This is a genomic window from Cognatiyoonia sp. IB215446 (assembly GCF_033963825.1).
GTDB lineage: Bacteria > Pseudomonadota > Alphaproteobacteria > Rhodobacterales > Rhodobacteraceae > Yoonia.
On record NZ_JAXBMD010000001.1, the window covers coordinates 813,590 to 826,013 of the forward strand.

The 12,424-nt window shown below is 58.1% G+C and carries 16 protein-coding genes; 8 read left to right on the top strand and 8 right to left on the bottom strand.

All coding sequences use genetic code 11. The features are described from left to right. Window positions 1-46 precede the first annotated feature (46 nt). Both SLH49_RS04120 and SLH49_RS04125 read left to right on the top strand, forming a co-directional pair. Complete coding sequence (locus SLH49_RS04120) at window positions 47-622, top strand: DUF1285 domain-containing protein (RefSeq protein WP_320267889.1); 576 nt, start codon at window positions 47-49, stop codon at window positions 620-622. 149 nt (window positions 623-771) lie between these two features. Beyond that, entirely contained in the window at window positions 772-1,722 is a 951-nt protein-coding gene (locus tag SLH49_RS04125) for a hypothetical protein (RefSeq protein ID WP_320267890.1), read from the top strand. 71 nt (window positions 1,723-1,793) lie between these two features. Here SLH49_RS04125 and SLH49_RS04130 read toward each other — a convergent pair whose 3' ends face one another. Further along, window positions 1,794-2,519, bottom strand: a complete 726-nt coding sequence (locus SLH49_RS04130) for a sterol desaturase family protein (RefSeq protein ID WP_320267891.1) — start codon at window positions 2,517-2,519, stop codon at window positions 1,794-1,796. 96 nt (window positions 2,520-2,615) lie between these two features. Further along, window positions 2,616-2,771, bottom strand: coding sequence for a hypothetical protein (locus SLH49_RS04135; RefSeq protein WP_320267892.1), 156 nt, complete (start codon window positions 2,769-2,771; stop codon window positions 2,616-2,618). A gap of 197 nt (window positions 2,772-2,968) precedes the next feature. Here SLH49_RS04135 and SLH49_RS04140 point away from each other — a divergent pair, with 197 nt between their 5' ends. The 4 genes from SLH49_RS04140 to SLH49_RS04155 all read left to right on the top strand — a co-directional run bounded on the left by SLH49_RS04140 (window position 2,969) and on the right by SLH49_RS04155 (window position 5,954). After that, window positions 2,969-3,718, top strand: coding sequence for a hydroxypyruvate isomerase family protein (locus SLH49_RS04140; RefSeq protein WP_320267893.1), 750 nt, complete (start codon window positions 2,969-2,971; stop codon window positions 3,716-3,718). 108 nt (window positions 3,719-3,826) lie between these two features. Continuing rightward, entirely contained in the window at window positions 3,827-4,192 is a 366-nt protein-coding gene (locus SLH49_RS04145; RefSeq protein ID WP_320267894.1) for a VOC family protein, read from the top strand. Further along, window positions 4,193-4,885, top strand: coding sequence for a YafY family protein (locus SLH49_RS04150; protein WP_320267895.1), 693 nt, complete (start codon window positions 4,193-4,195; stop codon window positions 4,883-4,885). It abuts the gene before it with no gap. Between the two features lie 61 nt (window positions 4,886-4,946). Next, the gene (locus tag SLH49_RS04155) at window positions 4,947-5,954 is read left to right on the top strand and encodes a serine hydrolase (protein WP_320267896.1); all 1,008 of its coding nucleotides are present in this window, start codon (window positions 4,947-4,949) and stop codon (window positions 5,952-5,954) included. 15 nt (window positions 5,955-5,969) lie between these two features. On the opposite strand, the gene SLH49_RS04160 is transcribed toward SLH49_RS04155, so the two are convergent. The 4 genes from SLH49_RS04160 to SLH49_RS04175 all read right to left on the bottom strand — a co-directional run bounded on the left by SLH49_RS04160 (window position 5,970) and on the right by SLH49_RS04175 (window position 9,865). Further along, on the bottom strand, window positions 5,970-7,301 hold the full coding sequence (locus SLH49_RS04160; RefSeq protein WP_320267897.1) for a YfbK domain-containing protein: 1,332 nt from the start codon (window positions 7,299-7,301) through the stop codon (window positions 5,970-5,972). Next, a complete protein-coding gene (locus SLH49_RS04165) occupies window positions 7,298-7,834 on the bottom strand; it encodes an RNA polymerase sigma factor (protein WP_320268513.1) in 537 nt (178 codons plus the stop codon). Before SLH49_RS04165 ends, SLH49_RS04160 begins: the two co-directional genes overlap by 4 nt. Before the next feature lie 95 nt (window positions 7,835-7,929). After that, on the bottom strand, window positions 7,930-8,406 hold the full coding sequence (locus tag SLH49_RS04170; protein WP_320267898.1) for a GNAT family N-acetyltransferase: 477 nt from the start codon (window positions 8,404-8,406) through the stop codon (window positions 7,930-7,932). Then, complete coding sequence (locus SLH49_RS04175) at window positions 8,387-9,865, bottom strand: NAD-dependent succinate-semialdehyde dehydrogenase (protein ID WP_320267899.1); 1,479 nt, start codon at window positions 9,863-9,865, stop codon at window positions 8,387-8,389. Before SLH49_RS04175 ends, SLH49_RS04170 begins: the two co-directional genes overlap by 20 nt. Before the next feature lie 65 nt (window positions 9,866-9,930). On the opposite strand from SLH49_RS04175, the gene SLH49_RS04180 reads away from it, so the two are divergent. Next, window positions 9,931-10,704: an alpha/beta hydrolase gene (locus SLH49_RS04180; protein WP_320267900.1), complete on the top strand. Its 774-nt coding sequence runs from the start codon at window positions 9,931-9,933 to the stop codon at window positions 10,702-10,704. Here SLH49_RS04180 and SLH49_RS04185 read toward each other — a convergent pair. Then, window positions 10,691-11,293 (bottom strand): HAD-IA family hydrolase, encoded by a 603-nt coding sequence (locus tag SLH49_RS04185; protein WP_320267901.1) that lies wholly within the window; start codon window positions 11,291-11,293, stop codon window positions 10,691-10,693. The two genes, SLH49_RS04180 and SLH49_RS04185, sit on opposite strands and share 14 nt — an antisense overlap. A gap of 140 nt (window positions 11,294-11,433) precedes the next feature. Here SLH49_RS04185 and SLH49_RS04190 point away from each other — a divergent pair, with 140 nt between their 5' ends. Beyond that, window positions 11,434-11,748: a hypothetical protein gene (locus SLH49_RS04190; RefSeq protein WP_320267902.1), complete on the top strand. Its 315-nt coding sequence runs from the start codon at window positions 11,434-11,436 to the stop codon at window positions 11,746-11,748. A 45-nt stretch (window positions 11,749-11,793) separates the two neighbouring features. On the opposite strand, the gene SLH49_RS04195 is transcribed toward SLH49_RS04190, so the two are convergent. After that, window positions 11,794-12,423, bottom strand: coding sequence for a ribonuclease T2 (locus tag SLH49_RS04195; protein ID WP_320267903.1), 630 nt, complete (start codon window positions 12,421-12,423; stop codon window positions 11,794-11,796). Window position 12,424: the final 1 nt, after the last annotated feature.

Consider the following 12,424-nt stretch of genomic DNA (forward strand, 5'->3'; position numbering starts at 1 on the left):
AGTGTTATTGGTACAGATAATCCCGCAAACCCCAATGGCAAAAGCAATGAGCACACAAAAGATTGTGACACCGTCAGCCGAAAGCCTCGCCAGCAGCGCGCGTGCCGTCCAAAAGGGCGGTTTACCGCCGGTCCATTTGTGGAATCCGCCCCATTGCGGTGCGATTGACATGCGCATCGCCCGGGACGGAACTTGGTTTTACATGGGCACGCCCATCGGCAGGCCCGAGCTCGTGCGCCTCTTCTCAACGATTCTGCGCAAAGACGATGATGAGTACGTACTGGTTACCCCGGTTGAGAAGGTGGGGATCACGGTGGATGACGCACCCTTCGTCGCGGTTGATTTCAACCGGAAGGGTGACGGTCTGGAATTCGAGACGAATGTGGGCGACCGCATGATCGCGGGACCCAACCACCCGATCCGCGTGGAGCGGGACCCCGAAACGGGCGAGCCTTCACCTTACGTGTTGGTCCGCGCCAATCTGGAAGCGTTGATCGACCGCAAGTCATTCTACAGGCTCGTCGAGATTGGCGAGCATGCCAAACATGACGGGGAAGACTGGTTTGGCTTGCGTTCATCGGGCCAGTTTTTCCCGATCATCCCATCAGTGGAGCTCAACTGAAATAGCCACGCGGGACTTGCGTCGATTGCTCGGCTTCGCCGCCCGCTGATGCTAAAATGCATCATACCCGCAATGCGTGTGCGGGTGCTTCTTGTTGGCTGCCGCGACACCGCACATATGCGCCTCACAACAAAACTTACGAGGATAAGATGAAATCCATTCTAACCAGCACAGCAACCGTTGCGCTGCTGACAGCACCGGCGATGGCCGATGGTGTAAATTACAACCGATTTAGCTACGATGCGACTAGGTTACAGCTTGAGGAAGGCAGCGACTCGGTCGATTTCGATAGTGATCTGCTTCAGGGGTCGCTGGAATACACAGTGGGTCAAATCGTCCTGTCGGGTGATCTGGCCAGGGGCGTCGTTAGCACCGATCCGGAAACGATTGAAACCACGACATTCGAATATGCTTTTGGCGCGGGTTTCCTGGTCACACCTGAGATTCTGGTTGGGGTGGGTGCGACGGGTATCGATATTGAACTCGATGACGGCTCCACCACCCTTGACGCTGATGCAAATGGTGCCGAGTTCTTCGGCCAATACCGCACATCGCAATTCGGTGCAGGTATCAACGTCTCGCAGTTTGATCTGGACGAAGACAACGTTACGACCGCAGTGTTTGGTGAGGTCTCACCGGTACCAGAGGCGACGCTGGCTGGTTTCCTGCAGGATGACAGCGAGTTTGACGGTACAACCTATTACGGTACGGGCAGTTTTGACGTCGCGCCTTTTCAGGCGAACGGCTTTTTTCTGGGTAATTCTGATACCGATGTGACGCTTTTTGGTTTTGGTTACAGCTACGGGTTTACACCGGCGTTTCGTGCGCAAGTAGATTATGCCTCTTATGCAGGTGATGACGCCCCTGATCTTTATTCGGTGACAATTGGTGGCGCGTACGAGTTTACCGAAGGTTTCTCGGCTGATCTAAATGTCGGATATGTCGATGGTAGCGATGTCGAGATCGATGAAGTGACGGTCTTCACTTTCGCGCTGACATATGAGTTTGGTGACCGCCAGCGTCTCGACAACAGCATAGAACAGCGTTTGGAAGACGACATCGCGACGGGAGCGGCATCCGCATTGACGCTTAGTTTCTAAGTATCAGAACAGACCAACGATGAAGGGCCCGCATATTGTGCGGGCCTTTTTTGCAAGGTGGTCAGGAAATACTACGAGGCCGCGCGCTTGGCGCCCCGTGGCATTTTGGTCACCCCGTAAGCCTTGCGCGCTGTGACAAGCCGCAGGTCCTCTGGGTCCATGCCCATCGACAGGATCGTTTCGCGATCATAGCGGGCACGGGCGGTTTCGAGGTCGTGCGCCGTGCCAAAAAGCCGGTCGATCCAGCCCATGCCGAAGCTAACGTGAAATGTCGCGTGATGATCTTGAAAATGGTGGGCCAGATGTGAGCGCGTAATCCTTTGCCCGAACCAGCCCTTTCTGATATTCAGATGCGCCAGCGTGTGGCAATACTCATAGAAGGCAAAAGCACTGACCGAACCGGCAAAGAGCGCCACAAACGACCAGATTGCTGCCGGTACCAAGCCAACAAAGAGCGTCAGGACCGCTGTATGCAGCGCCAACGAGATCAGTCCGAAGCGCACGGGGTACCAGTGATCATCACCGGTGAAAAACTCCGCATCAGACGGAAACTCGTGATGGCCGATATGGCTACGATAGAGCTGATTGAAGATGCCCTGATCGGTTGGCGGTTCACGATGCAGAAGGAATCTGTGCATCGCATATTCGACAAAGAACTGCAGGACGAAGCCGTAAAGCAAAGCAAGCAACAGCCAGCCTGAATAGAAGCTGACAAATAGCGCCATCGCAACGAGCCAGAACGGAAAAAGACGTTGCAGGCTGCCCATATGCATCAGGACACGTAAGGTCGGGATCATGACAGGGCTCCTTTCAGCGTGGTTGAAATCATGCTTTTGCCCACTGTCATGCTCAAGCGCGACGCTGCGTCAGACAAACTTCGAACTATGTACTCCTTACAGGCCACCTTCACTGACCCATAACCATAAGAAGAGGCCCCAGATAATGCCCGCGGCAATCATCGCAAGTCCCGCGTAGATCATAATCGACCAGGTGTTATTCAGCCCCCAGCCGACCAATGCGCCACCGCCGCCGATCAGGATGACGGGCATAAACAAACTCATGAGAAATCGAATAAGTGCGCGCATTACTCACTAACCCTATACATATTGCCGACACCTAGAATGTGGACACTAGACGCCTTGCAATCAAGCACCGGGCTTGCGGAGCTTGTTCGTCGCCGATTTCCGTCTTGGCGGACTGTCGCTGAGGCTGTAAGTCGGCTGTGACCAAATAAAAGGCGCACCCAATGCCAAAATTCTGTGCCAATCTGACGTGGCTTTTTACTGAGTTGCCGCTTCTGGAGCGTTTTGAAGCGGCGAAAGAGGCAGGGTTCGATGCGGTCGAGGTGTTGTTTCCCTACGATGTAAATGCGCAGGATATCGTCAACAAACTGGCGCGGTACGAGTTGCAGATGGCGCTGATCAACTGCCCGCCACCCAATTACACCGGTGGTGATCAGGGCTTTGCCGCCGTGCCGGGGCTGGAAGAGCGGTTTCGCCGCGATTTCAGACGATCGGTGCGCTATGCCCGTACGCTTGGGGCCGGTCACCTACATGTCATGGCGGGTTTGGCTGAGGGGGAGGCAGCCGAGGCCGCCTTCATCGAGAATCTGCGCTGGGCCGCCGCTGAGGCGCCGCAGCAAAGCCTGACCATCGAACCGATCAACAACGAGACGATGCCGGGCTATTTCCTCAACGATTTTGATCTGGGTCGGCGCATTGTCGAAACAGTGGATGCGCCCAATCTGCGTCTGCAATTTGACACCTTTCATGCCGCGAAGATAACAGGCGATGTCCTTGGCACATGGAAGGCCATGCGCGACATAACGGTCCATATTCAGGTGGCGCAAATGCCTGACCGTGGCGAACCCGATCAGGGTGACATCGATTATCCTGCAGTTTTCAAAAAGCTTGATGCGGACGGCTACACCGGGTGGGTCGCGGGGGAATATAAGCCTCGTGAAACAACGGCGGCAGGGCTCGGTTGGCTGAGCTAGTCTGCCCATTGCACAAGATTTTGCGTCCTCCTGAAACATGCTGACACAACGCTGTCAGGAGGGGTATGGTTAACGTTGTCTCATCAACCAGCACATAGGAGATGAGAAATGGCTGCACGCAACATCATGGTTTGGGGTGAAATCCCGGTCACGGATATGGAAAAGGCCGTGGCGTTTTACAATGAAGTCTTCGGATATGAGATGACGATCGACAATTCTGGCCCCAATCCGATGGCAATGCTGGGCGGTGTCATGGAAACGGCTGGAGCCCACCTTTATCCCGGCACACCCGCCAAGGACGGCGGCAACACGATCCATATCGACCTGCCTGACACGCTTGAAGCAGGGATTGAGCGGTGCAAAGCGGCAGGGGGCGAGGTTGTCAGCCCGCCGATTTCCATCCCCTCGGGCAGGTTCGTCTATGCCAAGGACCTCGATGGCAATTCGATTGGCCTTTACGAGTCGACCGAATAAATGCGCCGTGCTGACCGCCTTTTTCAGATCTTGCAGTATCTGCGGGGCGGTCGCCTGATCACGGCAGCGCAATTGGCCGAAAAGCTCGAAGTTACGCCGCGGACGATTTACCGCGACGTGGCGCATCTGATCGGGTCAGGTGTGCCGGTCGAGGGCGAGGCTGGTGTCGGATACGTCATGCGCGACGGCTATGATCTGCCGCCGCTGATGTTTACCCATGATGAGATTGTGGCGCTGGTTTCAGGCGCACGCCTCTTGCAGGTCTGGGGCGGCACCAAGATGGCCGCTGCCGCGCAAGAGGCCATGGTCAAGATCGATACGGTTCTCCCCGAAGAGGCGCGCGCAAAGGTCGGTCAGGTCAGCGTTCACGCGATTGGTACGCCACGCGAAAACGGGCTCTGGCGCGATTTTCTCGACCGGTTCGAAGCCGCATCAGAGGCGCAGATCAGTCTCGAGATCAGCTATATCGACGAGCGTGGAACGCGCACGGAACGCGTCGTCCGCCCCTTGGGCGTGTGGTTCTGGGGGCAGGTTTGGACGGCCGTTTGTTGGTGCGAATTGCGCGATGCATTTCGGATGTTCCGGCTCGACAGGATACTGACTCTCCGCGAGGGTGATCGGTTCCGTTTGGAAAAACACCAGACGTTGAAGGCGTTTATTGAAACCGAGGCATATTGCGACAAGCGCACGTAAATGTGGGTAGCCGTGAGGGCAATAGCGGTTATGGTATCTCGGACCACTCATTGGCTGCTGAATGACTTTCGATCGACGCACATTTCTGGCCGGGGCTGCATCGGCCCTCGCGGCGCCCGCGCTGGCCCAGACCGATATTTGGGAAAGCATCGCCGCAGCAGCAGAAGACCTGCCGCAATGCCACGCCTTGGCGATCCGGCAGTCCGGCCAACCCGTTCTGCTACGGGTCTTTCGCGGCCCCTCGCTCAACCGACCTGTGCCGATCAAGTCGGTATCAAAGACCATCGTGGCGGCCCTGACCGGTGCAGCACTTGATCGCGGTGAGCTTGCGTCAATCGACGCGACGCTTGGTGAGGTCGCACCGCGCCTGATCCCGTGGGAGGCAGACCCTGGGGTCGCTGGGATCACCATTGCAGATCTTGTGACAATGCAGGCCGGCCTCGAACGCACGTCGGGTGCCAATTACGGCGCCTGGGTCAGCAGCCGCAACTGGGTCGCCGATGCGCTGAGCCGCCCTTTCGTGGCCGAACCCGGTCAGCGGATGCTCTATTCCACCGGGTCGTTTCATATCCTTGGCGCGGTTCTGAGCGAGATATCGGGCCAGAGCCTTTTGACCCTCGCGCGCAGGCGTTTGGGAGCGCCGCTTGGCATCGATATCCCCGCATGGACCCGTGATCCACAAGGCCGGTATATGGGCGGCAATGAAATGGCGCTGACGCTTGATGCGATGGTCCGGTTTGGTGAGATGTATCGGCAGGTGGGGCGGTTTGATGGTCAGCAGGTGCTCAGTCCGTCTTGGGTTGCGCAGTCTTTCGCGCCCCGTACCCGGTCATTTTTTTCGGGGCTCGACTATGGATACGGTTGGTTTCTGGGTGAAACTGGCGGGGTCGGATATGCTCTGGCGCGGGGTTACGGCGGCCAGATCATTTGCGTCGCACCACAGCTTGAACTGACGCTGGCACTGACCTCAGACCCGACCTTGCCAGCGCGCAGCGGTGGCTACTTTGGCGATCTGATGCGCCTGATTGAGCGGCGCATTCTACCCGCTGCCCGCGTGCAACTGGGCTGACTGTCCACTGACAGCTCACTCCGACAATTCCCGCGCCAGCCGCATCAATCCCACAGCCTCGGCGCTTTGCCCAAATGGGTCCGCTCCCCGATTGGCCTCGGCAAACGCAATCATTTGATTATAAGTCCAGCCGCCCGGATGGTCATCGCCCCGCAAAAGCTGCGCAAATGCGACAATAGCGGCGGCGAAATTTGTTTCGGTGTTTGCCGGGGGAGGGGCGGGAATGGATGTTTCAGTTGTTCTGATCTGATCGTCGCCAGCCAATTGATAGCGCAAAGTGATCTGCCCCAGACGATCACTTTTCTCGCGGTCCGATGTGGCCTCAAAAAGAAGCGAGATAGTCTGCCCAGCATCAAGGCGATCAAAGGCAAATGCGGTGCTGCTCTGCCCCGCTTCATTCGGACGGGGCATCGCGTCTCCGATGCGCCGATGGCTTGTGACAAGGTCAGGATCGAATGTGATCTGCATATCCACGTCCCCGGCAAACGACGCATTGGACCGAAGTCCTGCCATCACATCTTCGTCCTTCGGTTGAGCAATGAGCGCGATATGCACAAGCAGCGTCTCGGCGTTCCAGGGCGCTTGAATACTTGTGATGATGAGTTGCACGGCGGACAGATTGGCATCATTCACCGCATCAGGCGCGGAGAAATGGCTGACCATCTCAGCGACATCCACGACATCAGGTGCCGGCAACTCACCCCGCATCAGCGCTGCGCGAACCAAAGCATAGGACGAGGCATGCGGGCTGGCGGTTGACGCGAAAACTTCGGCGTCATCCGCCTGCAATGCGCTCTCTGCCGAATTGGCAGCAAAGGGCATCGCCTCATCCGCCGTCGAACGGTTGCTGAAATCGGGCGCAAAGTCATTCTGTTGCTCAGCCTCTGGCGCAAAGGACTCGCGAACGGGGCCGCGCAGCACTTCGCCAAAGGGTTGGGTCAACGGTTCGCGTTGCAAGAGATCCGGGGACATATCATCGCTGAGCATCGGCCCGCGTTCAATCTGTGGTGCGGTCACCGCCCCGTCGAAATCCAGTGTCGTTATCTGAGGCGCGGGCGGCACCGCAACGCTGTCCTGAAGCTGGGGTGTGACCAGCAAAAAGCCTGCAGCAACGGCGGCGGTGGTGGTTGCCAGCCCCGTCCTGCCTGTGAGGCCTGCGACGATGCTCTGAAAACCGCGCCAAAGTCGTCCGCGCATATGCGGAGCAATCCCCGGACGAGCTTGCGCACCATGAAGGTCTTCGAAATTCTTGCGCGCAAGCGCGAAGTTTTCTGCCCGCCGAGTAGCGTCAGGTTGCGGTGTGGCGGCGTCGAACATGGTTTTGAAGTCGTCCAAATCATTGCTCATGCCACGTCCTCCTGTTCCTTGATCTCACGCAGGCGTTTCTTGGCTTCGGACATGCGCCAGCTGATCGTGCCTTCGCTGACGCCGAGGATTTCTGCGGCTTCAGCATGCGTCATGTCGTCAAGGATCAGCGCAAGCGTGTCGCGCAGATCAGGGCTCAGCTGGTTCATCGCGCCGGTCAGCCAATTGAGTTGAGCATCGGTCGCATCGATGCTGGCCTTGCGATTGACTTCCCAAGCGCCCCAGCCTTCACGTGCCTTGACGAAAGAGGCGCGCCTGCGCCGCCGGTCATGTGCTGCGTTCACGGCCACCCGGTAAAGCCAGGTGGTGACCTTGGCCCGCCTAGCATAGCCCGCGAGCTTTGCCGGTAGGGCTGCACAGATATCTTGCGTGAGATCTTCGGCCTCGGTCTGGCTGCCGGTCAGCCGAAAGCAGAGTTTGAAAAGGCGGTCATAATGCCGCTCAAGCAGGCTCGCAAACGCATCCGCGTCGCCTAAAGCGGCGGCCTCTGCCAGATCCTCATCGCTTGTCATCATACGCATCACGGTGGTTTGACGCGCATCAATGGTCAATCCTTGGTGCGTTTGTGGATTTTTTTCAGGTCCGTGGATCTATCTGCGTATCAGGGTGGTCAAAGATCATAGCACTTGCAGATCAGATCATTAGGGCTGCGGTAGGTGCGAAAGCCCATCGCCTCGTAATAGGCAAGTCCTTCGGGGTTTGCGGCGCTGATACTCGCGTCGATCTTTTTCAAGCCGTGCTCGTGTGCAGCGCGCAACGTCTTAGTAAACAAGCTTCGTCCTACCCCGCGCCTCGCGGCATCGGGGTTCACATGTGTCCCGATGATGCCCCAGCCAGGGGTGACGTCGTATATGTTGCCTTCGGTTGCCAGCTTCAGGGATTGAAAACCCAGAACCTTGCCATCGTCCTCGGCCAGAGCGCATTGGATCTTGTCGGCGGCATTAATGTAGTTGCGCAGTACAAAATCCTCGTCCCATGGGCTGACGCGTCTGCCCATTTCAGCGATCCTGCCCAGGAAAGCGCTCATCTGCGGGACATCTTCAACTTTTGCGTCGCGGATGATCATGTCAGATGCTGGTGCAGACATATTTCATCTCAAGAAACTCTTCGATCCCGTGGTGAGAGCCTTCGCGGCCCAGACCCGATTGCTTCACACCGCCAAAGGGGGCCACTTCGGTTGAGATGATGCCGGTGTTCACGCCCACGATCCCGTATTCCAACGCTTCGGACACCTTCGTGACCCGGCTGATGTCCTTGGCATAGAAATAGGCGGCAAGGCCAAAGATCGTGTCATTGGCCTGTGCGATCACATCGTCCTCATCGTCGAATTTGAAGAGCGGTGCGAAGGGGCCGAAGGTTTCTTCGGTGCTGACGAGCATGTCTTTGGTTGCCTGAGTGACGATTGTCGGTTCAAAGAACTGTCCGCCCAGATCGTGCGGCTTACCGCCCGTCAGGATCTGTCCGCCTTTGGTTAATGCGTCCTCAAGGTGGCGCTGCACCTTGTCGACTGCTTTTGGTTCAATCAACGGCCCAAGGGTTGTGCCATCGTCAAATCCGTCACCGACCTGCAAGGCATCGACCGCCGCTTTGAACTTCGCGGCGAAGGCATCATAGACACCTGCCTGCACGTAAATCCGGTTCGCACAGACGCAGGTCTGCCCATTATTGCGGAACTTGCAGGCGATGGCCCCGGTGACCGCCTCATCCAGATCGGCATCATCAAAGACGATAAAAGGCGCGTTGCCGCCAAGCTCCATTGAGCATTTCATGACCTGATCGGCGGCCTGCGCCAAAAGGATGCGGCCCACCTGCGTTGAACCGGTGAAGGTCAGTTTGCGGACAATAGGGTTCTCGCAGAACTCCTGACCAATGGCGCTGCTGTCGGTGCCGGTGATGACAGAGAACAGACCTCGTGGCACGCCAGCCTCTTCGGCGAGTCTTGCCATTGCCAGCGCCGACAAGGGCGTGAGCTCGGATGGCTTGATCACAAAGGCACAACCGGCGGCAAGCGCCGGGGCGGCCTTGCGCGTGATCATCGCGTTCGGAAAATTCCATGGCGTGATGCCGGCGGCAATGCCAACAGGCTGTTTTAGGACAGTGATCCGTTTGTCAGCCATATTCGCAGGGATCGTTTCGCCATAAATGCGACGCCCTTCTTCGGCGAACCATTCAAGGAACGAAGCGCCATAGCCAATCTCTCCCTTTGCTTCGGCGAGCGGTTTGCCCTGTTCAGCGGTCATGATGATGGCAAGGTCTTCCTGATGCTGCATCATCAGATCAAACCACCTGCGCAGGATCATGGCGCGGTCCTTCGCGGTACGCGCGGCCCACGCCTTCTGCGCGGTATGGGCAGCAGCGATGGCGCGCGCCGTTTCCGCCCTACCCAGATCGGCGACATGGGCAATCACATCGCCGCGCGCGGGGTTTGTGACCTCAAAGGTTTTCCCGCTATCGGCTGCGATCCACTCGCCTGCCACATACGCCTCGCTGCAGACAAGGTCAGGCCGCGACAGCATCGATTTCAGGTTGGTTGTGTCATCAAGCATGGTGTCCTCCGCTTTGGCTTGGCATTATCTGATCAGCGCGGCGTCGCGGCGTAAAGGGGGGATACATGGAATTGGATGATGCCTATGCGAATGCGGCCTATATCTCGGGGGCAGACGACTATCCCGACAAATGGGCGCGCGAGGCTGCGGCCTTGCGTGCCGGTGCGATGTGCGAATGCGATGTGATTTACGGAGAGACGCCGCGCCAGCGCCTTGACCTATTCCATCCCGACCGACTGGCCAAGGGGCTGGTTGTGTTCGTACATGGCGGCTATTGGCTGCGCTTTGACAAATCCTTCTGGTCGCATCTGGCGGCAGGCCCGCTCGCCCATGGCTGGGCGGTGGCCATGCCGTCATACGATCTCTGCCCCGATGTGCGGATCGGGCAGATTGGCGATCAGGTTGCCGCCGCAATTGCGCTGGCGGCGTCCCGCGTCCTTGGCCCGATCCGACTGGCAGGCCACTCCGCCGGCGGGCAATTGGTGGCCCGCATGACCGCACCGCGCCTCGGTGCCAGATGGCAGGAGAGGGTCGAAAAAGTCATCCCGATCTCCCCCGTCGCAGACCTCGCGCCGCTGATGCAGACCAGCATGAACGAAACGCTTCGCATCGACGCGGAGGAGGCGCAGGCGGAAAGCCCGGTGCATTTGCCGCCGCCATCGGTTGATGTGACCGTTTGGGTAGGTGCTGATGAGCGGCCCGCATTCCTGAAGCAGTCAAAGGCGCTCAGCGATGCGTGGGGCTGTGCGCATGAGGTTGTGCCAGGCCAGCATCATTTCAATGTGGTTGAGGATTTGGCCGATCCGGGTACTGCGTTGACCCAGACTATTGCAGGGTGAGCGCCTCTGGCGATTGGCCGGTATAGTGAATTGCGCGCCAACCGCATCCTTGCGCGGCGGCGACATTTGCAGGGCTGTCATCAATCAAAACAAGGTCGCCGGCGGCACGCCGTTCTGACTTGGCAATTGCATCAAAGAATGCGCTGTCCGGCTTCGCCACGCCCAAAGCGGCAGAGGTGTATGCGCCGTCGCAATGATCCTTCAGCCGCAGTTCTTCCAACAGGAATGCGGCCCGGCTGTGGTCCTGGTTCGTCGCCAGCATGACCCGATGCCCGGCTGCGCGCTGTCGGTCCATCCAGGCGCAGACGCCGACATTGACATGCGCATCATTGCGGAACCAGAAATCGCGCAGACCTTCTGCCGCGATGTCCTTTTTCATCTTCCACAAGGCCTGTTCCAGACGCGGCAGGAGCCTGTCGCGGCCGCAGACAATGTCTTGCCAATATGGCTGAAAGAAGTGCTTTTGCAGGTCAGCTTTGGTACAGCCGAAATGCGTTTGCAGGTCGGTCCACCATGGCGCCTGGTCGCCCGGACGCCCCGTCACAATCACGCCGTCCACATCGACTAGATATAGCGTGCTATTCTTCATTGCCCTGCACGATGTGGTAGTTTTGCTTGGGTTTGCCGATTCCGATGGCGGTTTGGCGCTGCGCTAGACCTACACCCATTCTCAACCTATTGTCTCTAGCGTAGTGAGCGAATCGCTCTGGCAGGGATAGTGAGAGAGATATGAGTATTTTGCGGGTTATCACGATGACCACGGTTCTTGGGGCGTTGGCCGCCTGCGAGCAAAGCAGTGGTCCCGATGATGTCGTTGATGGCGGCATTATTGATGGTGGTCCGCTCAAGGATGGTGTCGCCAATGTATGGGTTGACCCCGATGGGTGCCAGCATTGGTACATTGACGACGGTATCGAGGGTTTCATGACACCGCGTCTGAACCGTGACGGCACGCCGCGCTGTCAGGATACGCGCGGATCGGTAACTCTCAAGGATGGGACCGTTGTCCAGACAGAGCCAGAGCCCGTCAACGCCGCCTCCTGACCTGCGCACGCGTACCAATATACCGTCGATCCTAACGCACCAAGTTCAACGGATCGGATCAAACCGCGCGTCGCGCATGGCGCAATCCCGTATCACATCGGCACCACAGGTCCGAAACTGCAGGTCGCGCGTCATGCAAATACGTGCCTCCTGGATGTAACCCGCCTTGCAGGTGATCGTGATCTGATCGGCGCGCAGATCGGGATTGTCTTGCAAGAACGCCTCTTCAACGACACTGGCCGGTAGTGTGACGGTGTTCTCCAACCGACGAAAGACCGATGGTCGCACAACCTGGGCATAAGCTTCGCGCGACAATGCGTAGTAGTCGTCAGATGACAGGCCGGTGCAGACGCCATGTTTGCGCCATTGATGCCAGGCCAGACCGGACGTGCCCATGATATCGGCCATGGCGGCCGTGTCCGACCGGCTGGGCGCGCGCGCTGTTGTCGGGCAGAACTCCGGATATCCCCGCTCATATTGCGGCCACAGACCGTGCAGGATCCAGCCAAAATCCTCTCTCGCATCACATTGGGTGGAGTTGCGCGCATCGCCCTCAATGGCGCACCAATTGGCCGACCAAGACAGCGACAAAACGTAGTAGTCGAACACGCCCGCCCGGTCCTCAGCCCGCAAAGGCGCTGCAATCAGGCAAAGCAGGGCAAGGATGACGCGCATT

What these genes read in the sequence shown, in the direction of transcription:
- SLH49_RS04165 (WP_320268513.1), bottom strand. Translation starts at nt 7,834, where the DNA reads ATGATGACAAGCGATGAGGATCTGGCAGAGGCCGCCGCTTTAGGCGAC.
- SLH49_RS04170 (WP_320267898.1), bottom strand. Translation starts at nt 8,406, where the DNA reads ATGTCTGCACCAGCATCTGACATGATCATCCGCGACGCAAAAGTTGAA.
- SLH49_RS04155 (WP_320267896.1), top strand. Translation starts at nt 4,947, where the DNA reads ATGACTTTCGATCGACGCACATTTCTGGCCGGGGCTGCATCGGCCCTC.
- SLH49_RS04135 (WP_320267892.1), bottom strand. Translation starts at nt 2,771, where the DNA reads ATGCCCGTCATCCTGATCGGCGGCGGTGGCGCATTGGTCGGCTGGGGG.
- SLH49_RS04130 (WP_320267891.1), bottom strand. Translation starts at nt 2,519, where the DNA reads ATGATCCCGACCTTACGTGTCCTGATGCATATGGGCAGCCTGCAACGT.
- SLH49_RS04125 (WP_320267890.1), top strand. Translation starts at nt 772, where the DNA reads ATGAAATCCATTCTAACCAGCACAGCAACCGTTGCGCTGCTGACAGCA.
- SLH49_RS04120 (WP_320267889.1), top strand. Translation starts at nt 47, where the DNA reads ATGAGCACACAAAAGATTGTGACACCGTCAGCCGAAAGCCTCGCCAGC.
- SLH49_RS04160 (WP_320267897.1), bottom strand. Translation starts at nt 7,301, where the DNA reads ATGAGCAATGATTTGGACGACTTCAAAACCATGTTCGACGCCGCCACA.
- SLH49_RS04140 (WP_320267893.1), top strand. Translation starts at nt 2,969, where the DNA reads ATGCCAAAATTCTGTGCCAATCTGACGTGGCTTTTTACTGAGTTGCCG.
- SLH49_RS04180 (WP_320267900.1), top strand. Translation starts at nt 9,931, where the DNA reads ATGGAATTGGATGATGCCTATGCGAATGCGGCCTATATCTCGGGGGCA.
- SLH49_RS04185 (WP_320267901.1), bottom strand. Translation starts at nt 11,293, where the DNA reads ATGAAGAATAGCACGCTATATCTAGTCGATGTGGACGGCGTGATTGTG.
- SLH49_RS04175 (WP_320267899.1), bottom strand. Translation starts at nt 9,865, where the DNA reads ATGCTTGATGACACAACCAACCTGAAATCGATGCTGTCGCGGCCTGAC.
- SLH49_RS04195 (WP_320267903.1), bottom strand. Translation starts at nt 12,423, where the DNA reads ATGCGCGTCATCCTTGCCCTGCTTTGCCTGATTGCAGCGCCTTTGCGG.
- SLH49_RS04190 (WP_320267902.1), top strand. Translation starts at nt 11,434, where the DNA reads ATGAGTATTTTGCGGGTTATCACGATGACCACGGTTCTTGGGGCGTTG.
- SLH49_RS04150 (WP_320267895.1), top strand. Translation starts at nt 4,193, where the DNA reads ATGCGCCGTGCTGACCGCCTTTTTCAGATCTTGCAGTATCTGCGGGGC.
- SLH49_RS04145 (WP_320267894.1), top strand. Translation starts at nt 3,827, where the DNA reads ATGGCTGCACGCAACATCATGGTTTGGGGTGAAATCCCGGTCACGGAT.